This window comes from Methanoculleus sp. UBA303, assembly GCA_002501655.1.
Classification (GTDB): Archaea; Halobacteriota; Methanomicrobia; order Methanomicrobiales; family Methanoculleaceae; genus Methanoculleus.
In genome coordinates, this window is the sequence record DANY01000052.1 from 2,823 (window position 1) to 26,991 (window position 24,169).

The following is a 24,169-nucleotide window of genomic DNA, read 5'->3' on the forward strand; positions in this document are numbered from 1 at the left end:
GGGACGACTTCGGATGGGGACATCGTACGATCCCATGCGTCGGATGATTATATACAGATTCCTTATCGCAAACAGGCTCTCCGTATCACGCCTGCGACGCATACACTGAAGAAATCCACATGTCACGGGGGTAAAGGAAAGTATTGAGATGGGTATCTTTCCTGCAGCGTGAGATTGTGGTGTCAGCGGCTCCACAATCTATGAGCCGCTGCTCCTGAGCCCGGCACGAGAGTTGACGTTTCAGCGCCGGCAGGTTATCCTCGATCACATTCCAGACCGCATCCCGGTCGATTCCAGAATAGTGGTGGATAAGGATATTCCTCATCCCGATGATGTCCGGGGTTGCGGTCCTGAATTCCGAAGAGAGACCCCGCACCGCTTCCCCGATGATCTGGAGATGGTAGATCACCCAGACCTGCGCCATCTCGTCGTCATAGAAGTAATCACGACCCCGGGCTGATACCTTTCCGAATCCGTTCAATGGCTTCCAGGACATCCAATACTCGCTCACGGTTAAGGGCCGCGCCTCACGTACGACCCTTGAGCGGATCCGCTCACGGAGCCCCGCTTCGGTCACCACATCGACCGGGCGACGGGGGAGGAGCGCCCATGAAGTGGATGAGCAGATCAATCCCGGATCGCCACGTCGATAGCCTGCCGGCAGGACGACCCCCCGGGCAGGCCCCCGTCAGATACGTCCCGCCGGACACTCACCTCAGGTACGAGACGACCGGTTCCAGCTCCCGGTATCCGACCAGCTGCCCTGCAGTTCGACGCTGGGACTGATCGCCCCCATAGACCACAAACGATCGATCAGGGGTGTTGCCGGAAAGCCTGTTCCAGTACGTGATCTCTTTGAAGAAGTCGGAGCTTGCCGTTCTGCCCGACTTGATCTCGACCGGGATGGGATCCCATCCATCATATTCGATGATACAGTCGATCTCATGCCCGAGTTTGTCCCGCCAGAAGTAGAGATTGGACGCTTTGCCCCGGTTAAACCGGAACTTCAGAAACTCGGATATAATGAGCGATTCAAAGAGCCCGCCTTTCAGGGGATGGTAAGAAAGATCGTCGGCACTCTGTATCCCGGCCAGGTGGCAGGCAAGACCGGGATCCGTAAAGTAGAGTTTCGGCATCTTCACAAGTCGTTTATTGAAGTTTTTGTGGTGGGGCCTGATCAGGACGATCAACAACGATGTCTCAAGAAGGGATAACCACTCTTTCGCCGTGTTATGGGAGATGCCGCAGTCATTCGCGAGGGACGAGTAGTTCACTACCTGTCCGGACCGATAAGCGCACATCTTCATGAACGTCTGGAATGCCGAGAGGCTCTGCACCTGCTTGAGAAGGCGGAGATCGCGCTCGAGGTACGTCTGAATATACGACGAATAGAAGTCTGCCGGGTGAATGTTGCTGCTGTAGGGGCGGGGGAAGAGACCAGCATAGATGAGGTCCTCGTACCGTCCCGTCTCAATGCCGGCACTGGCAAGTTCCCTCATCGAGAGAGGAAGGAGTTTGACGATCCCGACCCGACCGGCAAGCGACTGGGATATTTGCTCCATCATCAGGAAGTTCTGGGACCCGGTGAGGATGAACCGTCCCGGCCCCGTATGCGCATCAAGAACACCCTGAAGATACGAAAAAAGCTCCGGAACCCTCTGCACCTCATCAAAGACCGCTCCGGTCTTCTCGTACTGTGCAAGAAAACTACGTGGATCCTCCTCTGCGAAGGCACGGGTGTCAGGATCTTCCAGTAATACATAGGGCAACTCCGGGAACACCGATCGAACAAGTGTTGTCTTTCCTGACTGGCGGGGGCCGATAACAGATACCGCTGGAAATCCAAGAGCGAGTGACCGGATCTTCTCCTCAGCATCCCGCCTGATGATGGGCTTCACCCCCTGCACATGCATGGACATATTGTAAATACAATTTACAATATGTCCATATAACTATCCCTGTAAGGGTCGGGCGAACTACTGCATTAAGCCATCTCCATCTGCAGGTGTGGGGCGGATCACCAGTCGCACGCGGGCTTCGCGCGAGAGGCAACAGTGCACATGAAATGTTAGAGGCAATGGTGCACTGCCCGGTTCCAGCTCCACCCAGAGGTCGAGGTCGCCCAGGGTGGGGCCGGAGGGCGACCCGGAGATCCTCATGTTCGTTGCGCCATGCTGCCTGGCTATCGCGAGGATCCGGGTCCGCTTCTCCCGGATACCAGGCCGGACCGACCGGTCTTTACTCCCGCCACCGTGGCAGCGTCAAGAGGTACTGCCGCACCATCTCTTCCGCCTTCGCGGGGGGCATCCCGAGATTCTCGGCCATCATCGGCGCATACCTCCCGACCGCCTCTTCCCGCGTAAGGCCCGGTTCGGTGAACCCCCCGTCCCGGTAGCAGTAGGTGCAGTAGATCGCGCTCCGCGACCCGTCCGCCTCCGTCCCGGCATCCTCGTCCCGGGCAAGGGGCATCCCGCAGCTCTCGCAGGTCGCAATCTCCCGCCCGGTCCACCGCTTCAGGCACGAGATCTGCTCCATCGCGAACCTCTCCGCCTTCTCCTGAGGGATCGCATACACCTGCGACAACGCCGCCCCGGCGACCTTCGCCATCTCGTCGATGGTGATGCCGGGTGCCGTGAACGCCCCGCCCCGGTAGCAGTTGGTGCAGTAATCCCTCGATGGCGCGCCGTCCGCTTCCGTCCCGAAATCCTCCTATCTGCCCATCGGCATCCCGCAACTCTGGCACGATCGTGTCTTCTCTCTCTCCATATAACGTCCTCCGGACGATGAACTTCTCTAGAGAGAGACGAACCCGATCGGAGATAACTATTTGCAAAAAGGTTCCGGAGGAAGAAGTCGTGCTTCTGCCCTACTCGCGGGGCGGGAACCGGATCGTCATCCTGCCCCCGGCACCGGGTTCGAGCACCGCGTCGGGCTGGAGCGCCCCGGCGTAGCCGGCGAGGTAGGGTGCAGCCACCCGAACGTCTGCAAATGTCTCCCGGATCGCTGCGCCGTCGCCCCCGAGGGTGATCGCGACGCTCCCGTCAGCGGCATCTCTCGGCTCACAGGGGATCCCCCACATCAGGAGGAGCCCCTCCATCAGGGTGGGGGGATCGAACTGCTCCTCGTTGCAGGCGAGGAGGGCCTTTCCATCCTCTGCGCCGAGCCGCCCGGCGATGGCGGCGACCTGCTTCACGAGGTCGGGGGAGGCGTCACGAAGGAGGTTCCGCACGAGCGGCCCGGCGACGTCGTGCCGCCGCAGGGACCGGGCTACCTTGATTAACTGCCAGTCCCGGGCAAATGAGGTACCGGTGCGCATCTCACCCTCTCAGGACACCATAGGCCATCACGCAGAGGCCGAGGATTACAACGATACGAGAGAAGACCGCCGACCAGAGGATGATGAACTCATCAGGCGTAAAGACGCTCACGAGGTCGGCAAACGTTATCCCCACGATCAGCGTAAAAAGCCCGTAGATGAAGTAGAGCAGCGTCTGCTGCCTGACAATCCGGTAGGCGTTGAAGATGATGGCGATGAGGAGCGCCCCCAGGAGAAGCGTCACAACCGCAAGCATCTGCTGCATGATCTCAATCTGCATTCAATTCCACCTATGTCTGTTCCTTGACCTTCCTCACCGATATGATCGTCTGGATATCCTTCACCCCCGGAAGGCCGGAGAGGGGGATGAGCACGCTCCGCTTCAACTCGGATATGTTCTGCACCCGGACCTTGACAAAGAAGTCCCCGGGCTCCAGCACCTCGTAGAGTTCAAGGATGTCCGGGTGGTCCCGCATAAACTCCTCGACCTCCGGCTTTCCGTCCGGGTGGACCCTGACGTTCAGGAAAGCGACCAGGGTATGCTCAAAACACTTCTGGTTGATGACGATCGTGAACCGTTCGAGGATACCGGCGTTCTTTAACTTCTCGATCCGTTTAAAGACCGTTGACGGTGCGATGCCCAGCATCGAGCCGAGCTCTGCCATAGGCATCCGCCCGTCCCTCTGCAGCTCCCGAAGAATCGCATCGTCGATCTCATCCATTCTTACAGTAGTTGCAGGCTCTTGGTTATTAAAATTCCGGATTTGTTTTTAAACAATCAGAAGGGTATTTACTATTTCTACTTGATAATGGGAGGAATACAGGGTTTTCACCGGGGTTCCGTCTGGTGATAAAAGAAGAAGGATTTCGTAAAAAAGAGGATATAAAAATCAAAATTATGCCTATGTGGCGAAATATTATTTCTGTGTCAGCAAAAGATCGTTCCCCCGGGATTGACGATCCTGACGGGCCCGGGCCCACCCGCCGCCTCCCGGATGGCCGTATCAATGAACTCCCGGGCCGCGGCGAACGCGTGGCGCGCAGGCATTCCCCGGGCAAGGTGTGCGGTGAGCGCCGCAGAGAAGCAGCACCCCGACCCGTGCACCGAGTAGGGATAACGCTTACCGGAGAGCCGCATCACACCATCCCGGTCGACAAGGATGTCGACCGCCGCACCGCCGGCGAGATGTCCCCCCTTCACCACCACGGCCCCGGCGCCGAGGTCGAGGATCCGCCGGCCCGCCTCGGCCATATCGTCCAGGGTCGCAACCCGCATACCCGCAAGCACCTCCGCCTCCGGGAGGTTCGGGGTGACGACCTCCGCCCGGGGGATGAGCAGTTCCACAAGATCCGCGACGGCGTCCTCCGCGAGGAGCCGGTGGCCCGACGTCGATATCATCACCGGGTCGATGACGAGGGCGGCCCCGTCGGGCAGGGCCTCCGCAACGGCCCGGGTGTTGGGGCCGTTACCGAGCATCCCCGTCTTCCATGCCCCGACCGCGAAGTCGTCGGCGACCGCCTCCACTTGAGCCCGCACAGCCTCCGGGGGGAGCATCCAGGTCCCTCGCACCTCGTGGGTGTTCTGGGCCGTGACTGCTGTTATGACCGTCAGCCCCCAGATGCCGAGCGCCGTAAACGTCTTTAAGTCTGCCTGGATGCCCGCCCCTCCCCCCGAGTCGGAACCGGCGATGGAGCATGCGGCGATCATCTGCGCATCCGTCATTCTTCAATTGTCGGCGTAGATCCGCTTGAATCTTTGCCTGTCCCACGCCACTCCTTTTATCTGGTTTTGCATCGACTACTCTTACAATGGATGTAGAAGAGATCAGCCGCCGGCACCTCGCTGCCGGCGCCCCTGACGACGATATCGTGCGCCTTCTTTCCCGGGATGTGCTCTCCATCAAGCGCCACCGCATAACCCCCGCCTACGCCGAGGCGTTCGCCCGGGCGGTCCTAACCGAAGCGAAGAACTCGACCGGTCTCTCCGGCGACCTCTTCACCTTTGAGCCCTCCGGCTCGACCATGGGTGAGTTCGGCGTCGGATCACGGGGGTCCGGGGACTTCTTCGCCCACCGGCAGCTCGCCCGCATCATCGGTCGGACGTCGGCCGCGGTCGGTGTCGACGAGATGGACGACGCAGGCGCCGTCTGTGCCGGAGGGGACTATATCATAACCACCGTCGACGGGATGCACTCCCGCCTCTCCGACTTCCCCTTCCTCGCCGGGTTCCACGTCACCCGGGCGACGCTCCGGGACGTCTACGTCATGGGCGCAAAGCCCGTCGCCCTCCTCTCCGATATCCACGTCGCCGACGACGGCGACGTCGCGAAGATATTCGACTACACGGCGGGCGTCTCCGCTGTCGGTGAGGCCATGGGCGTTCCCCTCGTGACCGGCTCCACCTTGCGTATCGGCGGGGACATGGTGCTCGGGACCCGGATGACCGGCTGCGTCGGCGCCGTCGGCGTCGCGAACCACCTCACGGCCAGGAAACAGATCGCCCCCGGCGACGTCCTCCTCATGACCGAGGGGGCCGGCGGCGGGACCATCGCCACCGCCGCGATCTACTCCGGGTTCCCCGACGTCGTTGAGGAGACGATCAACCTCCACTTCCTCAAGGCCTGCGAGGCGCTCCTCGCAAGCGACATCCTCCCCGGCATCCATGCCATGACCGACGTCACGAACGGCGGGCTCCGGGGCGACGCCTACGAGATGGCCGAGACCGCCGGGTGCCGGATCGTCGTCGTCGAGGACGAACTCCGGACGCTCGTGCAGCCGAAGGTCCTTAAGATGCTCGATACCCTCGAGATCGACTACCTCGGCGTATCCCTCGACGCCCTCCTGGTCGTCGCGCCGCCGGAGCTCGCGCCCGCGATCCGGCGGGTCGTCGAGTCCGCAGGTGTCGCTATGAAAGAGGTCGGCTATGTCGAGGAAGGAGAGCCCGAATCGGTCCTCTCGGTCGACGGCGAGATCCGGGACTTCACGCCCCGGTTCCGGGAGTCGGCCTACACCCCGGTCAAGAAGGTCGTGGACGAAGATAAAAGGGATTTTGAGGAGATGAAGGCGGGAGTCGAGCGGGCGGCGGAAGCGGCGCTCGCAAAGAAGCTCCGGATCCTCTCCCGGCTCCGCTCTTCGTGAGCAAATCGGATGTATTCTCGATCGGAGGAGGGGTATTTGTTGTCTTCAGAGGAGGGTTATCGTAAGAGATCGTAGATTTGCTCTCTTGTCATACCCTCAAATTCTGCAACGTCGGTGACGATTGTGTTGAGTGTGGCCGTGCTGAGTTCGTCGTGAAGGGGCACAGTAACCCGGAGTCGTTCACCTCCAACAACTTTACGCATCTGGACGTGACTTCCGACCTGCCGGAGAAAAGAAAATCCAAGTTTTTCAAGGACTTTGATCGTCTCAAACCCACTAACAACCGGGTGCCGCGGCAATGATATCGACCTTGTATTCGAAATTTGATGGGATGTGGCTTTCCTGTTCGTGAGTTTCTGATTTGTATCTGGTTACAATGGTGATCTGTTCTCCCGCTTCGAGTTCTCCCGTGTAATGGAGCGACGTTGCTTCCAGGATGTTGTCGATGAGTTCTCCAACGCTCTTGCCCTGGGTATAGATGGCATTTTCAGGTGCATGTGCGCTGGCGCTCCACCATCCTTCAGCATAGGTTACTTCAAATGTGACCAGCATGACGTTACACACCCTTGTGTAATTGGAGTATTGGGCTTTTCAGGGATAAGTTTGATGGTAACAGGGTTACCACATCCAGAGTAACCCTGCTCCTTGGTGTTGGTTTAGTCATTAACGCAGGGAGCAACGGTTGTAGAACTCTTTTCCAGTCATCATCTGCTGGACACGCACGCCGAGGTCGACGAGATCGATATCCTCGGTCAGAGGGATGTCGTCCTCCTCATCTGCCGGCAGCAGGGCGACGTCCTTGGCAACGGCCTCGTCGTCATGAATCGCGCTCTTTCCTCCGATCCCGGGTATGCGGCGGGCCTCGAGGCGGCGGGACAGGAGGGCACGCCGACGGGGGAGGGGAGAGCAGCCCCCCGTTCCCCTCACGGGTTTTCGGGGTTGACGACCCTCCCCATGAAGAGGATCGTGCCGGAGTCCTTCTCGACGATGAGGAAGACGAACGGGTGGTCCGCACGGAAGATGGGTGCGGTCTCCGGACCTACAGCCCCCCCGCCCGCGATGATGACGGCGGTCGCCGCCGCTGCCTCGGTTCCCTCCTCGTTCACGTCGACGAACGCCTTGTGGACGACATCGCTGATGAAGAGCATATCCGTGCCGTCCATCCCCGAGAAGTTGGCCGCATCAGTGAACGCCGTCGGCATCCCCATCGCTGCGAGCGCCTGCGGGAGACTGTACTCCGTCTCAAGCGTGAACTTCGGGAAGACGACCCTGACGCGCCGGTCGGTCAGCGAATCCCGGATCCCGGTGAGCGTCCCGACGTCGAGAACCTCTTCTGCTGCCGTCAGGTTGTCTTCCTTCGGGAGGAGGACGAGCATCGAGAGTTCCGTTCCGTTCCCGTGCGCATACGGCATCCTGAGCACCTGGAGGGTCCCGGTCTCGGTATATCCGTATATGGCATCCTCGTCCGTCCGGTGCATCATCTGGACCTGCACTGTCTCGTCCTGAGCGATCCGGAACGCCTCCTCCGTCGTCTCGGCGGGATCGAACTGCTTGACCCAGGTACCCTTGAAGTAGATAGCGTTCGTGATCACGAGCCGGGTGAGGTCGTCGATCGAGTCGGCTGGGAGAAGGTCGCGGATTTTATCCTCGGTCTGCTCTTCCACCCACCGGTTGATCGTCTCCCGCGACCCCTCGGGGTCGTTGACGAAGTCGAGGTTCGTGACGTTCGCCCCGTACCAGCGTTCGGCAATCCCAGTGTAGTCCGGGAGGAACGGGTAGGTCTCCTCCGCCCAGAGGGCGTTTGCGGTGCGGAGGGTGTAGTTGCCGCTCCTCCGGTTGAGGCTGGCATCCAGCCCGGCAAACCCCGCCCGCCGGAGAGTATCGTTCGTTGGGAGGTGCAGCACCGATTCGATCTCGTCGGCGGTCGTGCCCCGGGTGCCCTCGCGGGTGATCGCGAGGGCCGACGAGATGCTGTAGGGCGAGAAGAAGAGGTTATCTCCCGCATGCGCCGGGTCGTTAGCAAGCTGCTGGTAGAGGTCGAACGCGAACCGGTTGTTCCCGGCCGCCACGCTATCGTCGGCTACGGATTCACCGGAGACTGAAGTCGTGCTCAGAGGTACGATCCCACAGACAGCCAGTCCCGCAACAATGAGCGCCAGAACCAGGATGCCTATTCCAGAGATCAATAGTCTTTTCATCGTTCTCTCCCGTGGATGGCATCGAGGTGGCCGGTGATCCGCGAGCCGGGTAACTTTCGGGCATCCACACGGAGTCTTTCTGCAGGAAGACGATAATACCGGCGAAAACGTTCGATCCCGGTCGAACGGGTTCAAAAACTATATCAGTCACGTAACTTCCTCACACGCAGGATTGGGAGACTGCGTCGCTGCACGCATCTCCCGCCACCGGACGCAGGCATACGTCACGAGGACTCCCCCGATAACCACAAGCGCGATCCCGGCAACGAGCAGCTCCACGGGAGGTCCCTCCGGGACCGGGACTCCCCCTCCCGCGAGCGGGGGCACCGGCACTTCCCGGACCGGCGCCGTCAGGAAGGCCGCGAGGGCACAGACCCCTCCGGCGAGGCTCGCCAGTCCTGCCGTCAGGATGATCCGGACCCGGGCGCTGCCGTGCGGCTGCAGGAGGGCCCGCCCCTCCGGCGTGAGCGCGTAGTACACCCAGGCGTGCCCGTCCTCCCCGGCGGCGACAAAACCGGCGTCGGCAAGCCTCTGCAGGTGGTGATGGATCGTGGACTTTGCCAGGTCGAGGTCGTCCGCGAGCTCCGTGACCGTCATCCTGCGTTTATTCAGGGTTTTCAGGATAGTGAGCCGGGTTCCGGATGCGAGAACCTCGAACGTATCCTTCGTCAGGACGATATCGACCGGCTCCATGGGGAGTGGTTCGGGGAGGCGGGATATAACGATTCCGTTATCGTCTCTGCATCGTAAAATGGAGCCATTTCATGCGGCCTGGTGGGTAGGAGCAGGGAGTGACTCCTGCATCCCGCCCACACAGTGGCCTAACCTTCCGGTTTTTTCCCGCCCGCACAGACGTTGTAGGCCAGGTAGGGAAGGTTCTCCTCAACGAAGGGCTCCACCTTCCGGGCGAGGTTAAAGACCGGATCTGCAAGGTTTAAGTGCGCAAACGAGCACCTGCCGACCGATACGTCGTCAAACCCGGCCGCTCCGAGGAGAGAGGCAATCTCGGCGTTGGTGTAGTAGTGCTCGTCAAAGTCCCCCACACCCACCTTCTTCAGGCCGACCTTCTCTCCTACCTGGTAGATGACGGGGACAAGGCTCGTAAAGACCGTCCGCGAGAGAGTGCAGATCGCGATCCGGCCGCCGGGCTTCAAGACCCGGTAGCACTCCCGGAGCATCGCCTCCGGGTCGGTGACGTAACTGAAGGCGAGGAGGCTCGCAAGGGCGTCGAAGGTGGCGTCCCGGAACGGGAGGACGTCGGCGGTCCCGACGCAGAACCCGCTCTCCGGACAGCGCTGCCGCCCATGCCGGACCATCCCCGGGCTGATATCGAGGCCCACCGCCTCTCCGCCCTCCTCGACATAGCGCTGCACGAAGAGCCCGGTCCCGCACCCGAGGTCGAGGAGGAACCCTCTCTTCGGGAGAACGCTCATCACGTGATCGGATATGTGCCGGTGGTAATACTTCCCGCGGTTGCCGTCGTAGCGGTCGTCGTAGATATCAGCGACCTCATCATAGTGTTGCTGTACTTTCTTCACTGAACACCTCCCGGGCTATCCGGGCAAGAAGTGCATTGATCTGCACAAAGTCGTTTGCGTTGTGGCAGAGCCGGTGGTCCGCGTCGGCGAGCGCGATCGCAAGTGCCGGGTGGTTGTACTCGCGCCTGACCACCTGCCGGAGTTCGTGGACGACCTCCCGCGCCGCGAGGCCGTACTCGATCATGAGCGACTCGACGATCCGGCGGGCGGCGTCGAAGTTGCCGGCTCGGAGCGCGTTGAAAGCGGAAGTTGCCACGTTCCCGGTCTCTGAGCGCGATACCTCCGCGAGGTCGAGGTCTTTTCCCGACCCGACCGCGAGCTGCAGGTACATGATCCCCCGCCGCAGGTCGCCCTGTGCAGCGTGGACGATCAGGTCGAGGTCGTCGGCGGGGCATGTGGCCGCCTCTGCGACGAGGATCTCCTCGAGGCGAGCGCGGACGATCCCACTCTCGAGCGGGGCGAAGAAGAGCGGCAGGCACCGCGACGCAATCGCAGGTATGATCGTCGACGGCCGGGTGGTGACGAAGACGAACCGGCAGGTGGCGCTGTAGCGCTCCATGGTCCGGCGCAGGGCCTGCTGCGCCTCAAACGTCAGGGCATGGGCGTCCTCAAAGACCATCAGTTTGAAGTCGGCGTCGAGCGGGCGCATCGAGGCGTACCACTTCACGATGTACTTGAAGTTGACGATCAGGCTCTGGTCTTTGCGGTAGACCAGGGCGAACCGCTCGTCCGCCTCGAGAGCACTCTTCCCCCTCCCGAGAAGGTCGGCGGCGCTGAAGATGGTGGTGTTCGCCTTCCAGTCCTCACCGTAGAGCCTTCGCGCCAGGCACTCGACGGCCACGGTCTTCCCGGTGCCGTGCGGGCCGGAGATGAGCATATGGGGCACGCTCCGGGCGTCCGCAAACGATACGAGGTAGCGGACGACCTCATCCTGTCCGATGATATCATCGCACCGCTTCGGGCGGTACACCTCACTCCAGAGCATGGGCCAGTCTCTCTCTCATCTCATCTATTGCCGCCCGGAGAAGATAGGTATTGTCAAGCGAGGTGACCAGCCGTTCGCGCTCGCCGGGGTCAAGGGAGGCGCACGCCGCGGTGATCGCGGGAATAGCACGGGTCACCTCATCGACGACGGTCAGGGTTGCCGTCCGGGCGGTCCGGGAGAGCGGGTTTAAGTCGACGGTGATGACCGCCTTACCCATCGCCCGGAGCGCCGCGCAGCGGTCCCCGTCTTCGAGCGGCACGAGGACCACGTCGGCGTCCCCGATACCCCCCGGGAGGCAGAGCCCGCGGTCGTGGGAGAGCGGGACGAGCCGTTCCGCGGTCCCGGAGAGGACCTGGACGCCGTGCTCCTCGAGGAGCCGGGTGATCAGCCCTATACGCTCCTCCGTCCGGTGGAAGAGGTTCACCTCGACGTCCGCACCGCTCGCCCGCTGGAGCGCCGCGACCTCACGGGCCGCAAGCGCCGCCGTGTTGCCGTTCACCGATATCACCGCGTGCCGGGCGGAGAGAAGCATGGCGGCGGCCGTCCGGGCGGCGAGGAGCGCGCTCGCGGTTGTCCGTTCGCCTATCAGGTAGTCGAATGCCTCCCCGCGCCCGTGGGCGGCGAGCCCTTCCAGGGCGACGACGCCCTCACGGGCACACCGGGCCAGCCGTTCGCGGGCGATGAGAGAGCGGTAACGTGGATGGTCTTTCGGAATCATGGTTTCATCTCGATGAGGTATGCGCCGCGGCGTGCGACCCGGAGGCCGTAGACCTCCCCGAACCGGGAAAGTACCCGTTCTGCGTCGTCTCCGCAGGCAAAGACGCCGTTCCCGAGCATCGTCATGCTCGCCGGGACGGCGAGAGCGTCGCAGGCGCGAAGCACCTGCTGCACCCCCGGCGCAATGAGCCCGCTCTTTTCGGCGAACCCTCGCGAGAGGAGGCAGAAGTCGGCGAGGTCCCGGGGGCAGCGGTCCGGATACGCGGCGGCTATCCGTGCCATCGCCTCAGGCGACGAGAGGACCGAGGCGGTCGGGAGCGGGCCGAGGCTCACGGCGTAGAGGGGCTCTTCCGGATAGAGCCGGGTGATCGCCGCGTGGATGCCCGGGCCCGTCCTGCAGACGACCCCGCCGGCCTGGCTCGCGGCGACGTCCCCGAGGCCGGTGCGGTGGAAGACCTCGGCCTCGTGGGCCCGGGCGGCCACCTCGTCTACGGAGAGGCCGAGGTCGAAGAGGTGGTTTGCAGCCGTGAGCGTCGATAGAAGCGCAGCCGCCGAGAGGCCGAACCCGGCGCCGATGGGGAGCCGGCACTCCGTCGTGACGCGGGCGGCGACCCCCAGACGGTCGAGAGCGTACTCGACCGGCGGCGACCCGGTGCTCGCACGGCCCCGCCGGACAACCCGGACGTCAGTCTCCGCGGCGGGGACGACCGTCGAGCGCACCCCTTCATCGATGACCACACCGGCCCCGACGCTCCCGGTGCTCGAGGGAAGCGAGCCCTCAACGCGCCTGAAGTACCCGGATATATGCCCGGGGGAGAAGGCTACAGCAGTCCGGCCCATATCGCTGCCGCGACCTCCTCTTTGCTCCCCGTCACGGTGGTAACCCCGCCGGCGGTCATGATACGGAACGACCCCTCCGCCGCTCCCATCGCCGGCGGGGCGTTCACCACAACCATCCGCACACCCGATTCAAGCATCGCCCTCGCCCGCTCCTCCTCGTGCCAGCCCAGTTTGAAGGCCACCGTCACGGGGTGGAAGGCCGCCATCACCTCGTCGATGACCTTCGGAAGGGGGTCGAGCCTGACCGTCAGGGGCGAGCCGCTCGGTATCTTCCCCTCGCGGCGCTCGGGGGCATAGTCCGATATGGCCGCCGCGCTCGCGTATATGTCGACCCCTTCGCGGCAGACCGCGAGAACCGCCGAGCGCATATCCGCGGCGCTCGTGGCAGGGATGTTTCGCACACAGGGGAACGTTCCGCTGTGGACCACCGTCACGTCGGCGCCGAGCCGGAAAGCCTCGAGCGCAAGCGCTTGACCCATCCGCCCGGTCGACCGGGTGGTGAGGACCCGGACATCGTCGAGGGGTTCCGCACACGCCCCGCTCGTGACGAGGACCCTTTTCCCGAGAAGCGGCCGGCCGGAGACCGCCCGCTCAGCGTGGAGGACGATGACGTCGGTATCGGCGATCTTCGCCTTCCCCTCCTCGACCTTCGGGTCGACGATATCGATGCCCCAGGAGCGGAGCCTTCGTAAGTTCTCCGCGACCCTGGGATGGCGGTACATGCTCTCGTGCATCGCCGGGACCACCACCACCGGCATCCCCCGCCCGAGCGCAGTCGTCGCGAAGGTCGTGACCGGGGTATCGTCGATACCGGAGGCGATCTTTCCTATGGTGTTTGCCGTGCAGGGAGCGATCAGCAGGAGGTCCGCCGCCCCGCCCTCCCCGCAGTAGAGGACGTGCTCCACGAGGCCGGTGATCCGGGTTATCGCCGGCCGCCCGGTCGCGTAGGTCAGGGCGTCGGGATGGACGATCCCCGCCGCTGCCGCGGTCATAACCGCCTGCACCGTCGCGCCCCGGCGGCGCAGAGCGTGGGCGAGTTTCACCGTCTCGACGGCTGCGATGCTCCCCGTCACGGCGAGGACCACCGTCTTTCCTGAAAGTCTCTTCACGATATTGTCACATCCTGCACCATATGCCACGCATGCGGGCCGTACTTCTTCACCCGGCGGGCGGTTATCGCCGCCGAGAACCCGGCATCCGCCACCGCTTCCCGGATCGCGCACGTCTGCTCCCCGATACTGTGGACGTGGAGCACGCTTCCGCTCCGGACGTGGGCGAGGACCTCGGCGAGCATCGCCGGGGCATCGAAGTGCCCCATCAGGACCCGGTCGTAGACCCCGGCAAGCAGCCTCCGGCAGTCCCCGACCTCTGCCGTGACCCGGTCCGCAACATGGTTTGCCATAATGTTTCGCTGCAGGTATTCAAATGCTGTCGGATTGATCTCCATCGCGTGGACCCGTGCGCCGCTACAGGCTGCAGGTATGGAGAAGTAGCCTATCCCGGCGAACATATCGGCAACCCGCTCCCCGGGACGGACGAGGGAGGCAATCCTCGCCTTCTCAGTGCGGTTGCCTTGCGCAAACATCACCCGGCACGGGTCGAGGATGAAGGTGTAGCCCTGTTCGCGGTGCCGCACCTCGCCGGCGGTGCCGTAGAGGACCTCCACATCCGGGACGCGCATCGCGCCCGAAAACCCTTTCACCCTGACGACTCCCCGGGGGCGGCAGTGCCCCACGATCGCGGTGAGTTCCTCCTCCGACGGCTCGTCGCCGTGGAGAACCGCTATATCCCCGACGAGGTGGTAACCGCGCCCCCGGTAACCCTCCCGCTCGGGAAGGTCCGTATCGGCTGCATACCCCTCCCTGACCGGGACCCAGGCGGTGCCGTCGCGGACGTAGGGCCTGCGGGTGCGGTCCACCCACTCCGCATCCAGGAGGCCGACGAGGGCGCCCGCCGGCACCTTCCGCGCACGCATGGCGGACCTCACCCGACGATGACCAGGCGGTCCTGCTCTTCGTCGCGGAGCACCCGGATCGGCTGCCCCTCCACCGGGAACGTCCAGGGCACCGGGTTCAATTCCCGCGTCCGGTAGGTCTTCGGGTCCATGAGCCCCACGAGATTCGGCTCCGTGAAGACGACGAGTGCAGACTCGGCCTCACGGATGTTTCCTATGAGACGCTCGACCTCGTCCTCGGCGAGTGTCCGGGTCATGCCGGTCTGCAGGTCGAAGACCCGGAGGCGCCGCCCGTCGATATCGCGCACCTCAAAGTAGTTGCCCCGGGATACCCCCACATCCCCTTTCTGGTAGTAGGGGAGGCGGATGGAGTAGGTGACGCGGTAGAGCGCCTTGCCGTCCTTCTCGCCGACCAGTTTCGGATGGGTCGTATACCGCCCGCCGAGCGCCCCCGTTATCATCCGGGCGATCGTCTGGCCGAGGTGCTGGGACCCGACGGTTATATCGACACCGTCCTTTGACTCCTCAAGGTCTGATATGAACGAGAGGCGGTCCCCCGACTCCTGGAGGGATTCTTCGGCCTGTTCTGCAATATTCGTGGCGATCTCACGCTCGTAGGCGTTGATCTTCCGTTCAGTCGCCCGCACCTGGACGATCCCCTCGTAGTAGCCGCCGGATATGCGGCTGCACCGGTCGCAGGCCTCCTTCTGCCAGAGGATCTCGACCTCGCAGGTGCCCCGGACCGGGACCGAGTAGAGGGTCCCCTCTACGTCGACGGTACAGGTCGTCCTGTTCGGCCCGGTCTCTTCCGACCGGACGGTGACCCTGATATCCTTCGCATCGGTGTGGATGCTCGTCGCCGATACAGCCAGTTCGGCGATGAAGTCCTCGCGCGGCATCCGCAGGTCCGACCAGGTCTTGCCGCGCTTCTGCGAATCGCAGACCGGACAGTAGACCGCGATCACACGGGTCTCGCAGGTGAGCAACCGGGTGTCCGCGGCCCGGCACTGGGGGCAGAGCCCTTCCTCGGTCGGCTCCCCGCAACGGGGGCAGATGCTAGTCAGTATGGTCATAGATTATATCCTGAATATCTGGACATGGGGTACGTCGCCGATCATGATGCAGTCCTCCTCTGTGATCAGCCCCATGGCGATGGCGAGGGCTACGGTGCGCTTCCCGATAAGGTTCGCGTTCGTCGCACCCGTAAGAGCCTCTCTGACTTCTTCCTCGGCGGCACATTCCGTGCCGTAAAACCCTCCGGTGATGCAGACTTCCACGTCTCCGTGCATCAGGGTGACGTTCAGGAGCTCGGAGTCGCAGACAGCAACCACCTCGCCGGCGCCCGGCATGCGGTGCACTTTCAAGTACATCTTCAGATCTCTTTGGCGGGAGTCGTCAAAAAGGTGCGCTGTTCTGCTAGGGAAGGACGATATCTACGCCGTAAGTGCGCGACGGGGTCTCGGCATGGATGCGCCAGGCATCCTCTTCGGTTATCAGTCCCTCTTGTAGGTACCGTCGCGTGAACCGCGGGACCGACTTCGGCCCGATAACCGCGCCGGGCCTTGCATTCTCGTCCATGTAGTCGCTCTCCATGGTGAACCGCCGCCCGGCCCGGGCGAGCGCCGGTATATCCTCGTGCCGCGCGATGAAGGAGGGCACAAGCGGCGTATCGGGGGTTGCGAAGTGTTTGACGACCTGTTCAAGCGGGATCCCGGCCTTCGCGGCCATATCGACGACATCGATGCAGGGCCCGCTCTCGGCGTGGAGTTGGACGGCGCAGTTGCACACACTCCCGAGTTCGAGCGCGTGGAAGAGGACCGCGTTTGATGCCGCGAGCACCTCCGGCGCAACCTCGTAGTGGGGCCGCCCGCTCTTTAAGGCGACGGCCTCCCCTTCCTCGACATAGCGGGCGGCGACATCGAGCCCTGCCATCATGACGCCGGCGGCCGCGTCCAGGCTCATCCGTTCAGCGAGGCGGCTCATCTCCGCCGGGTGGACGCCGAGGACCGGGTAGACGACAAGCCCGGTCTCCCTGACCATATCGGCCACCCGGAGCGTCGCATCGAAGACCGCCCGGTAGTCGTCGCCCGACGAAGGCTCGACCCCGAGCGACCAGGAGGGCTTTGAGACGAGGAAGATGTGCGTCCCTCCGCTCCGCCGGAAGTCCTTTGCGGCCTCGACGCCCCGGCCGTTTGTCGGGTCGATGTGGATATGGTCGTCAGTTATCGGTATCTCGGGTAGTTTCATGAAACTCGATGATCTCCATCATGGGGTAGTCGTCTTCGAGGTGCAGCCGGGCCCGGCAGACGGTCTCCCCGACCTCGGTCGTGATCTCGGCGTCAATCATCCGCCCGGCAAGTTCCGAGTAGCCGAACCGGTTCGAGACCATCATATCGCGGTTCAGCCGGACGGTGATCCCCGTCACGTAGGGCTGTAAGCCGACGGCCTGCTCGATGGCGGTTTCAACCGTCGCGGCGGTCTCGCGGGCGATGGGCGTCCCGACGAACTGGTGGTAGAGGGCGCCGAGCTTGATCCCGGCTTCAAACGCCGCCTTCTCGCGGTCGGTGAACATGAGAGTAGGTTTGTGGTTTATGGTAATTAGAGGATGTGCCCCCGGGAGGGGTGAGAACGAGAAGATCTGGCTGGTGTCGCAAGAGCGAGTAACGGTTTCCATAGCAACGGCAGATAATTACGAGTCATGAGTATCGCAAAAAGACGGTAGTCATCAGTCCGCTACCTCCTGTCCACGCCGCCGTTCCCAGATGTAGAGAATGGGATAAGCGATGATACCGACGAGTATGACCCCCTGGAGAGTGGGAATAACCGGATACCCCAGTGCCAGACGGCGCAGAAGGACAATCCCGGCAGCCAGGAGGTAGAAGACAACCGATCGTGCGAGGGTGACGCGGTGCTCGCCGCCGTCGGTGAAGACGATCCGTGTCAGAAAAATGCCGATGATGAGAAGGACGGGGAGCCAGAGCACCTGGTTGATGGAATACGCATGGGACACGTAGAGATAGATCAAAAAGATCGTGATGAGAAGAACACCATCGACCGCCTTCCTTTCTCCATGCTTCCCCAATCGAAGCGCATGAAGAAGGATATTCGCTGGATCGGGGTCGTTAAGGCATTCTTTTCGTCTATACCACACCATAACGCAGGCGACTACTGCAGTGATCATCAATGGCAGGGGAAGCAACAGAAATGCTGGTAATGGGAGGTAGTCTGTTGTGATGATGAACGCGGTGACGATAAGCGAGACTCCAAAGGTTGCAACTGAACGCCACAATTCCTCTTTGACAATAGGATCAATCTTCATGCATACACCACCGATGCGCCATCAGGAATCGTGAACGTGAACTCATCGTCATTTATCACGCAATTCATTGAGTAATTTCGATATTCAAGGGTTAGCACCAGATTGCCCTTGTGCCAGCCCTGCAGTCTGGCCCTGGACGGATAGGATAAACCTCCGCGGTTTTGCGAATACGGTCCGGGTCTACACAAAGACCCGGGCCTGGATCTATTTATACATTCCCTCCAGTTTCTTCACGCATCTGCCGGTTGTTTAAAAAAGCGGAGCGATCGATCCCGGCCCTGGAGGCGGGGCGTGGAACCGGTGGCAGTTGACTGTCCGGACCCTTGTTGCGCGTTACGGTGGGAGTGTCCGGGTCGAGGATCGAGTGCCGTGGCCAGCCGGAAGAAGGGGCGGCGTTTCGGTTTACGCTGAAGCGGGCTGCATGAAACCACCCCGGCATACTCGCCTTAAGGGCGTACCTCTCCCGCCGGCCTTTCCCACCGGATTCATCGACGAGAACGGCTTAGATCGGATTCACGAAGCAGTTTTCTGCGACCAGCGGAAAAATTTATCTCCCGGCGCGCCTCTCCTATCACCGGTGAGTCGTAATGCCGGAACCAATCTATTGCGAATATTGCGGGCGAGAGGTTTTGATGGAGCGGCAAGCCATGCCCGAGGACATACGATTTTGCAGCGCCGAGTGCCGGATGGCAGCAGAAAAGCAGGACCCCGACGAAAGGGGACGCCAGCCGCCAGGGAGACTCCTGGTCGCCGGTCGGTCACCCTGGAGCAGTTAACCCTACCAGACAAACGACACCTCTCCGTGAGGTTGTGCGCAGCGGCGAGAGAGAGACGTTCGCCGCCGAAGTGTGGAGGCCGCAGCACGCCCGCCGGGAAACGTCCGGGAAGGCCTCCCTCTACCTCCGGAGGGTGACCATCTGGATTGTCTCACAATGCTCGTGGTGGACTGGGCCTTTTACAGGCAGGGTGGCCGGGGTGAGGGACGGGGCCGTTCATCCTTCAGACGGCCCGCCTGGAGCAGCATTATGGGTCCCTCGCGGGCAGGACCCCTACCCGATCAACTTGATAAGCCCGTGCCGGGGTTCGAGCAGTTCCCCGCCCCGTTTCAGCTGCTCGATGGTGTGCTCGACCTTGTCGCGGGAGAAGCCCTGCTGCACAAGGATATCGATGACCTCATCGACCCTCGCCTGGCCGCCGGAGTCGTCGCAGACGTTCCGGATCGTCTCCTTGACCGACCGGATGATATCGCGCTGTGACTTTGTGACGCCGGTCACGAGCTTGTCGATATCGAAGTTCCCGGTCTCGGCGTCGTAGGCGACCTGCCGGAGACAGGCGTCCACAATCTTGAGGATCCGGTCGGTATCCTCCGTATCGACGGTGTTCGAGAGCCGCATCCGGGCGCTCGCCTCCGCGAGGCGGACCAGCGCCTCGAGCTGCCGGGCGGTGACCGGGACAGGTTTGTTCCCGCTCGCGAGGTCCCGGAGTCGCATGTAGTAGGCGATCAACGCCTCCTGCGCCCCGTCGCTTAAGATGGGGAAACAGGTCCTTTTAGCGTAGGCAATGTACTTCCGCAGGAGCGTGGGATCGATGTCGGGTATGACGGGCGCAAGCGCACGCTGGATGTATGCATCATCGACGTCAGGCAACGGCGTGTATGCGTGCTGCTTGATCAACTCGCCGACGGAATGAGTCTTGATGATGTGGTGGGCGATGGCCCCGTCGCGCTGGGCCTCCGGCTGGTCGGTCATCACGAAGATGAGGTCGAACCGGGAGAGGAGCGAGGGCGGCATGTCTATCTGCTCGCCGATCGGGATGAACTGGTCAAATCGACCGAGTTTCGGGTTTGCAGCGCCGAGGAGCGCGCACCGGGACTTCAGGGTCGCGGTGATCCCGGCCTTGGCGACCGAGATCGAGTTGCCGCACCAGACCGGGATGCCGTTCCGCCGGACATACAGCGTGTGGTTCGGGACCTCAAGGCAGTAGATCGTGCCCTTATATGGGCGCGTCTCGATATGCCGCTGCCCGTTTGAGTTGACGTTCGGCTCGTTCTGGCCGTCGCGGATGAAGGTCACCTGGAAGATATCGTGGGTTGCGGTCGAGGTCCCGCCCCGGGGATTGGGCGCGACGGCCCCGGCCTCCCGCATGAGGTGGATGTTCCCGGACCACCCTTTCTTCAGCAGGAGTTCGGTGACATCGTCGGCGAGCCTCTTTGAAGAGGTCGTGTATATCGAGACCCCGGTCGTTTTGTTGACGTAACCGTCCCCGAGCATGAGCGCGTCGAGCAGAATCCCGATCTGCTCAGGGGGGAGGCGTTTGGCATACTCGGGGACGTACTTCTCGTGGCATTTGCCGAGAGGTGCGAGGTGCTCTGCAAGCTGCTTTGCGTTGATCGCGAAGTTCTTGCCGTCGTGGGTGAACCGGAACGGCAGCCGTTCAAGACACTGCCGGATCTTCTCGGCCGACTCAGAAATCTTCTGCGATATGATTACGCGGTAGGGGACCCCTGTCTGGTGGTGCCGCTGGACGGACCCCTCGGAGAGGAAGTAGCCCAGGAACTCAAGCCAGTCATCCATCCTGACCGTGATGGGTTCGGTAAGTTTTCCTTCGGAGTTCTGGTTCGCGAACTTGACGGCGGGCGGGATCTCGTAGGTCTCCTGCCGCTCCCCCGCCCAGACAGCGTTCTTCTTGAATCGCATCCTCTTGTGGATGGGAATCTCGTCCATGCGGATGAACCGGAACCCCTCCCACTCGTCGGCACGCCGGTTCAGGTTGACGTACATCCGGTGGTTCGGCGTGACCGCGAGGTCCACCTGCCGTGATCTGACGTAGTACAGTTCCCCGTCGTACTCCGATGCCGCGAAACCGGATGGAGATGCGTACTCAAGCCTCCCGGCGGGGGAGAGCGTCGCGATACGGTCGCCTGTGGTTACATCCCGGAATAACTTCCACCCACCCTCTGTGAGGACTTCGGTCACGTCATCGTAGCACTGCTGCTCCATCGCCTCATGAAGCGCGCTCCGGTCCTCTTTCGCCATCTTGTCCATCTCATCGACGGCGGCGACACCCATATCGGCGAGGACCAGCGCGCCGGCCTCGAGCGTCCAGCGGCCGTCGCCGAACTCGTCCTTGACGGCCGTCGCCGTCAGCCCCGCGGACGTCGAAGACTTGCCGCTTGTGTAGATACCACGGGGTGAGAGTTTCACGACGTAGCGGAGGATCTGACTCTTTGCTATACCCGGGTCGCCGACCAGGAGGACGTGGATGTCGCCGCGGAGACGGGAGCCGTCCGGCATATCCTTCGCGATACCGCCGAAGAGCTGGAGCGCGATCGCCTCTTTTACGTCGTCGGTACCGTAGATCGTCGGCGCGATCGACCGGGCGATCTTCTTGTAGATCGAAGGGTCGCGGGCGAGTGCCATGATCGCCGCCTCGTCCTCCTCGGTGATCGAGACCTCCTCGAACTCCTTCTCAGCGACCTCTATGGAGTTGCACTCCAGGTAGATGTCAAAGAGCGTACTCTTCTGGCCGGAGTTGATCCTCTGCACCGACCGCAGGATACCGTTCACCACCACCCGGTCGCCCGGCGAGACGATGCCCGTGAGGTCGTCGGTGACGTCGACATCGAGCGTCTGGGGCTGTTCGCCGCCCCGGAGACCTTCCGGGGATTCCTGGATCCGGAGTTTCTGGGCGTCGACGAACCGGCACCGGTTCATGACCAGATCGAGCCGGGTCTTGCGCTCGCAGTTCGGGCAGAAGTCCGGCTCATCAAACCGCCCGTAGCCCTGGGGGACCGGTTCGGTGTTCTTCCCGCAGGAACGGCACCGGAAGACCGCGCTGACGATCCGGGGACGCACCTCGGTCGTCTTCCGGAGGATCCCCTCGATGCCGACGAACGTGTTGATCTGGTCGGCCCTGATATCCCGGACGTCGGTCCTCTGCGGCAGGTTCGTGAACCGGATGTTGATCAGTTCCGGGTCCTGGCCGTCCTTGAGTTTAATGAGTTTGTTCTGGACGATCGCGTCCCGGACATCCCCAAGGACCTTGCCCGGGCTCCGCAGGAGCTCAAACGCCAGCCGGTTATTCAGGATCTTCCGGAAATCGATGATGAGCGACCGCTTATGGGGGTACTCGCGGGAGAGTTCGGCGAGCTCCCGCTTGTACTGCTTCTTCAGGAGTTTCGTCCATTCCCCGACGACATCGGTGACCTCAACGGTTACCTCTTCAGGCACGGCCGAAACCTCTTCACCGGTGCTCCTCTGCGGCGAGGACGAACCGGGCGAGCAGCGCCTCCATCTGGATGTCGCTGCTTGCCCCTTCCGAGAGGCGGAAATCGGTCTCGCCGAGAGCATCAATCAATCTCACTTTGAGCGTCCGGTCGATGTCGCGCTGAACCAGAGCCCGGTAGCACTGATTGATCAACTCGTTCGGGGCGATGCCCCGGCCGCGGGTCAGTTCGGAGAGAGCCTGTTCCGCCTCATCGAACTTTCCTGCAATCGAGAGGTCGAGAAGTTCATTGATCTCCGCCGGGCGGGCCGTCGCGGTGATCTCGTAGATCATCTCCTCATCGATGGTGGGCCGGAGGATGGCAGCCCCCTGCAGGGCGTTGATAGCCTTCCTCATATCCCCGGAAGCGACATAGACGATGGCGTCAAGCGCCCCCTCCGTGACGGTGAGGCCTTCGGCTGCGGCAATCCTCCGGACCTCCTCGATGACCGCCTCCCGGTCAAGCGGCCTGAACCGGTAGATGGCGCACCGGCTCTGGATGGGGTCGATGATCTTCGAAGAGTAGTTGCACGAGAGGATGAACCGGCAGGTTCGGGCATAGGTCTCCATCGTCCTCCGGAGGGCGGCCTGTGCATCCGTGGTGAGCGCATCCGCCTCATCGAGGAAGAGGACCTTGAACGTCGAGCCGGCAAGCGGCGACGTCCGGGCGAACTGCTTGATCTGGTTCCTGACGACGTCGATACCGCGCTCGTCGGAAGCGTTCATCTCCCGGAAGTTCATCTGCCAGGAGTCGCCGAAGAACTCCCGCGCGAGCGCCACCGCGGCGGTCGTCTTCCCTATCCCGGCGCTCCCGGTGAAGAGAAGGTGCGGCAGGTTACCGGTCTTCACGTAGGATTGGAGGCGCACCACGATCTCCTTCTGTCCGACCATCTCATCGAGTCTTCTGGGCCGATACTTCTCTATCCAGATGGTGTGGTTACCGTCCATTTGGATAGAAGTTGGTGCTCGTGCATCGTAAAAGCATCGACATCTCTTCCAGTGATCCCTTTTAGAGGGTTGAGAGAGAATGAGTAGGGTACAGAGACTATGGGAATACCGGGAGTCTGCCTGGTGATCCGGCCTGCCGGATCTCCTGCACCGGTACCCGGCGCTCCTTTCCTGATACGGACGGCATTATGGAACCTGCAGAACGAGTATTTGCGCGAGACTTCTCCGCCGCGCGGCATACGGTAGACTCCGGGGACGGCTCATACGTGGTGACGCCCACTGGCGCCTGGTGCCGCCGCCTCTTCATCGTCGGCGCCCTCACCGAACGCAGGGGGAGCGGCGACATCATGCAGGCGCGGATTGCCGACCCCACCGACGCCTTCCGGGTCACGGTGGACTGGCAGAGCCCGGATGCGGTCGAGACGCTCGGCTACATTGAACCGCCTGCGTTCGTCGCCGTCACCGGCCGGGCGACGCTCACCGGTTCCGGGTCACGGGCGTATGCAGCGGTGGACATCGAGGCGATCAACGTTGTTGACCGCACCGTCCGCGACCTCTGGGTGCAGAAGACCGCCGGCGCGACGCTCGACCGGCTCGAAGCGCTCGAGAAGGCTCTCGGGGGCGGCGGCAACGACCGGGCCGCAACCGCTCTCCGGCTCTACGGGACGACGGAGGAAGAGATCTCGGGCATGGCCGGGATGGTGCGGACAGCGCTTGCAAGCGCCCGCCCGGATATCACACCCGGCGATATCGCGCCCGTCGCCGGGCGTGAGATCCTCCTTGCCGCCCTCGGCGATGAGGGAGGTGCGCGGGGCATCGGTATCGACGACGCCGTCGCCGCCGGGGTGCGAGCCGGCCTCTCCGCGCGGGACGCACGCGCTGCGCTTGAGGAACTCCTCGCTGCAGGGGAATGCTACCAGCCTGCATCGGGCATGATAAAACTGATATAACAC

Annotated in this window: 27 protein-coding genes and 1 pseudogene; 2 read left to right on the top strand and 26 right to left on the bottom strand. The window is 62.6% G+C overall.

Going from position 1 to position 24,169, the window contains the following annotated elements:
• Nucleotides 1-85: 85 nt before the first annotated feature.
• The 8 genes and pseudogenes from BP846_RS12405 to thiD all read right to left on the bottom strand — a co-directional run bounded on the left by BP846_RS12405 (nucleotide 86) and on the right by thiD (nucleotide 5,039).
• Complete coding sequence (locus tag BP846_RS12405) at nucleotides 86-631, bottom strand: HepT-like ribonuclease domain-containing protein (protein WP_292395928.1); 546 nt, start codon at nucleotides 629-631, stop codon at nucleotides 86-88.
• A 79-nt stretch (nucleotides 632-710) separates the two neighbouring features.
• Nucleotides 711-1,919 (bottom strand): ATP-binding protein, encoded by a 1,209-nt coding sequence (locus BP846_RS12410; protein ID WP_292395931.1) that lies wholly within the window; start codon nucleotides 1,917-1,919, stop codon nucleotides 711-713.
• A 319-nt stretch (nucleotides 1,920-2,238) separates the two neighbouring features.
• A complete protein-coding gene (locus tag BP846_RS12415; protein ID WP_292396022.1) occupies nucleotides 2,239-2,535 on the bottom strand; it encodes a zinc ribbon domain-containing protein in 297 nt (98 codons plus the stop codon).
• A pseudogene (locus BP846_RS12420) lies at nucleotides 2,518-2,697 on the bottom strand (zinc ribbon domain-containing protein); the annotation flags it as partial. The pseudogene BP846_RS12420 and the gene BP846_RS12415, both read right to left, overlap by 18 nt.
• A gap of 169 nt (nucleotides 2,698-2,866) precedes the next feature.
• A complete protein-coding gene (locus BP846_RS12425) occupies nucleotides 2,867-3,316 on the bottom strand; it encodes a hypothetical protein (RefSeq protein ID WP_292395934.1) in 450 nt (149 codons plus the stop codon).
• 1 nt (nucleotide 3,317) lies between these two features.
• Entirely contained in the window at nucleotides 3,318-3,596 is a 279-nt protein-coding gene (locus tag BP846_RS12430) for a hypothetical protein (protein ID WP_292395937.1), read from the bottom strand.
• Nucleotides 3,597-3,606: 10 nt separating this feature from the next.
• A complete protein-coding gene (locus BP846_RS12435; RefSeq protein WP_292395939.1) occupies nucleotides 3,607-4,038 on the bottom strand; it encodes an Lrp/AsnC family transcriptional regulator in 432 nt (143 codons plus the stop codon).
• Nucleotides 4,039-4,244: 206 nt separating this feature from the next.
• Nucleotides 4,245-5,039, bottom strand: coding sequence for a bifunctional hydroxymethylpyrimidine kinase/phosphomethylpyrimidine kinase (gene thiD, locus BP846_RS12440; protein WP_292395942.1), 795 nt, complete (start codon nucleotides 5,037-5,039; stop codon nucleotides 4,245-4,247).
• Between the two features lie 86 nt (nucleotides 5,040-5,125).
• Here thiD and BP846_RS12445 point away from each other — a divergent pair, with 86 nt between their 5' ends.
• The gene (locus BP846_RS12445) at nucleotides 5,126-6,454 is read left to right on the top strand and encodes an AIR synthase-related protein (protein ID WP_292395945.1); all 1,329 of its coding nucleotides are present in this window, start codon (nucleotides 5,126-5,128) and stop codon (nucleotides 6,452-6,454) included.
• 56 nt (nucleotides 6,455-6,510) lie between these two features.
• Here the strand turns inward: BP846_RS12445 and BP846_RS12450 are convergent, their stop codons facing one another.
• The 18 genes from BP846_RS12450 to BP846_RS12535 all read right to left on the bottom strand — a co-directional run bounded on the left by BP846_RS12450 (nucleotide 6,511) and on the right by BP846_RS12535 (nucleotide 23,216).
• Nucleotides 6,511-6,753: a type II toxin-antitoxin system HicA family toxin gene (locus tag BP846_RS12450; protein WP_292395949.1), complete on the bottom strand. Its 243-nt coding sequence runs from the start codon at nucleotides 6,751-6,753 to the stop codon at nucleotides 6,511-6,513.
• The gene (locus BP846_RS12455) at nucleotides 6,731-7,006 is read right to left on the bottom strand and encodes a type II toxin-antitoxin system HicB family antitoxin (protein WP_292395951.1); all 276 of its coding nucleotides are present in this window, start codon (nucleotides 7,004-7,006) and stop codon (nucleotides 6,731-6,733) included. The genes BP846_RS12450 and BP846_RS12455 overlap by 23 nt, the downstream gene beginning before the upstream one ends.
• 111 nt (nucleotides 7,007-7,117) lie before the next feature.
• Entirely contained in the window at nucleotides 7,118-7,381 is a 264-nt protein-coding gene (locus tag BP846_RS12460; RefSeq protein WP_292395954.1) for a hypothetical protein, read from the bottom strand.
• Nucleotides 7,378-8,652, bottom strand: coding sequence for a serpin family protein (locus BP846_RS12465; RefSeq protein WP_292395957.1), 1,275 nt, complete (start codon nucleotides 8,650-8,652; stop codon nucleotides 7,378-7,380). The genes BP846_RS12460 and BP846_RS12465 overlap by 4 nt, the downstream gene beginning before the upstream one ends.
• A 147-nt stretch (nucleotides 8,653-8,799) precedes the next feature.
• On the bottom strand, nucleotides 8,800-9,345 hold the full coding sequence (locus BP846_RS12470) for a winged helix-turn-helix domain-containing protein (RefSeq protein ID WP_292395960.1): 546 nt from the start codon (nucleotides 9,343-9,345) through the stop codon (nucleotides 8,800-8,802).
• 128 nt (nucleotides 9,346-9,473) lie between these two features.
• Nucleotides 9,474-10,190, bottom strand: a complete 717-nt coding sequence (locus BP846_RS12475; protein ID WP_292395963.1) for a class I SAM-dependent methyltransferase — start codon at nucleotides 10,188-10,190, stop codon at nucleotides 9,474-9,476.
• Nucleotides 10,165-11,175 carry an AAA family ATPase gene (locus BP846_RS12480; protein ID WP_292395966.1) on the bottom strand — a complete coding sequence of 337 codons (1,011 nt, stop codon included), beginning with the start codon at nucleotides 11,173-11,175 and terminating at the stop codon, nucleotides 10,165-10,167. Before BP846_RS12480 ends, BP846_RS12475 begins: the two co-directional genes overlap by 26 nt.
• A complete protein-coding gene (locus tag BP846_RS12485; protein ID WP_292395969.1) occupies nucleotides 11,162-11,893 on the bottom strand; it encodes a 4-phosphopantoate--beta-alanine ligase in 732 nt (243 codons plus the stop codon). The genes BP846_RS12480 and BP846_RS12485 overlap by 14 nt, the downstream gene beginning before the upstream one ends.
• Nucleotides 11,890-12,732 carry a pantoate kinase gene (locus BP846_RS12490; RefSeq protein ID WP_292395972.1) on the bottom strand — a complete coding sequence of 281 codons (843 nt, stop codon included), beginning with the start codon at nucleotides 12,730-12,732 and terminating at the stop codon, nucleotides 11,890-11,892. The genes BP846_RS12485 and BP846_RS12490 overlap by 4 nt, the downstream gene beginning before the upstream one ends.
• On the bottom strand, nucleotides 12,714-13,841 hold the full coding sequence (gene coaBC / locus BP846_RS12495; RefSeq protein WP_292395975.1) for a bifunctional phosphopantothenoylcysteine decarboxylase/phosphopantothenate--cysteine ligase CoaBC: 1,128 nt from the start codon (nucleotides 13,839-13,841) through the stop codon (nucleotides 12,714-12,716). Before coaBC ends, BP846_RS12490 begins: the two co-directional genes overlap by 19 nt.
• Nucleotides 13,838-14,707, bottom strand: coding sequence for a class I SAM-dependent methyltransferase (locus tag BP846_RS12500; RefSeq protein ID WP_292395978.1), 870 nt, complete (start codon nucleotides 14,705-14,707; stop codon nucleotides 13,838-13,840). The genes coaBC and BP846_RS12500 overlap by 4 nt, the downstream gene beginning before the upstream one ends.
• 8 nt (nucleotides 14,708-14,715) lie before the next feature.
• Nucleotides 14,716-15,759, bottom strand: coding sequence for a 60S ribosomal export protein NMD3 (locus BP846_RS12505; protein ID WP_292395980.1), 1,044 nt, complete (start codon nucleotides 15,757-15,759; stop codon nucleotides 14,716-14,718).
• 3 nt (nucleotides 15,760-15,762) lie between these two features.
• Nucleotides 15,763-16,056 carry a DUF424 domain-containing protein gene (locus BP846_RS12510; protein ID WP_292395982.1) on the bottom strand — a complete coding sequence of 98 codons (294 nt, stop codon included), beginning with the start codon at nucleotides 16,054-16,056 and terminating at the stop codon, nucleotides 15,763-15,765.
• A gap of 46 nt (nucleotides 16,057-16,102) precedes the next feature.
• Nucleotides 16,103-16,933 carry a TatD family hydrolase gene (locus BP846_RS12515; RefSeq protein ID WP_292395984.1) on the bottom strand — a complete coding sequence of 277 codons (831 nt, stop codon included), beginning with the start codon at nucleotides 16,931-16,933 and terminating at the stop codon, nucleotides 16,103-16,105.
• On the bottom strand, nucleotides 16,905-17,258 hold the full coding sequence (locus BP846_RS12520; protein WP_292395986.1) for a dihydroneopterin aldolase family protein: 354 nt from the start codon (nucleotides 17,256-17,258) through the stop codon (nucleotides 16,905-16,907). The genes BP846_RS12515 and BP846_RS12520 overlap by 29 nt, the downstream gene beginning before the upstream one ends.
• A 153-nt stretch (nucleotides 17,259-17,411) precedes the next feature.
• Complete coding sequence (locus tag BP846_RS12525) at nucleotides 17,412-18,005, bottom strand: hypothetical protein (protein ID WP_292395989.1); 594 nt, start codon at nucleotides 18,003-18,005, stop codon at nucleotides 17,412-17,414.
• Nucleotides 18,006-19,054: 1,049 nt separating this feature from the next.
• Entirely contained in the window at nucleotides 19,055-22,234 is a 3,180-nt protein-coding gene (locus tag BP846_RS12530) for an LAGLIDADG family homing endonuclease (protein WP_292395992.1), read from the bottom strand.
• Nucleotides 22,235-22,247: 13 nt separating this feature from the next.
• Nucleotides 22,248-23,216, bottom strand: a complete 969-nt coding sequence (locus BP846_RS12535; RefSeq protein WP_292395994.1) for a replication factor C small subunit — start codon at nucleotides 23,214-23,216, stop codon at nucleotides 22,248-22,250.
• 188 nt (nucleotides 23,217-23,404) lie between these two features.
• Between BP846_RS12535 and BP846_RS12540 the strand changes: the two genes are divergently transcribed.
• Nucleotides 23,405-24,166 carry a hypothetical protein gene (locus BP846_RS12540; RefSeq protein ID WP_292395997.1) on the top strand — a complete coding sequence of 254 codons (762 nt, stop codon included), beginning with the start codon at nucleotides 23,405-23,407 and terminating at the stop codon, nucleotides 24,164-24,166.
• Nucleotides 24,167-24,169: the final 3 nt, after the last annotated feature.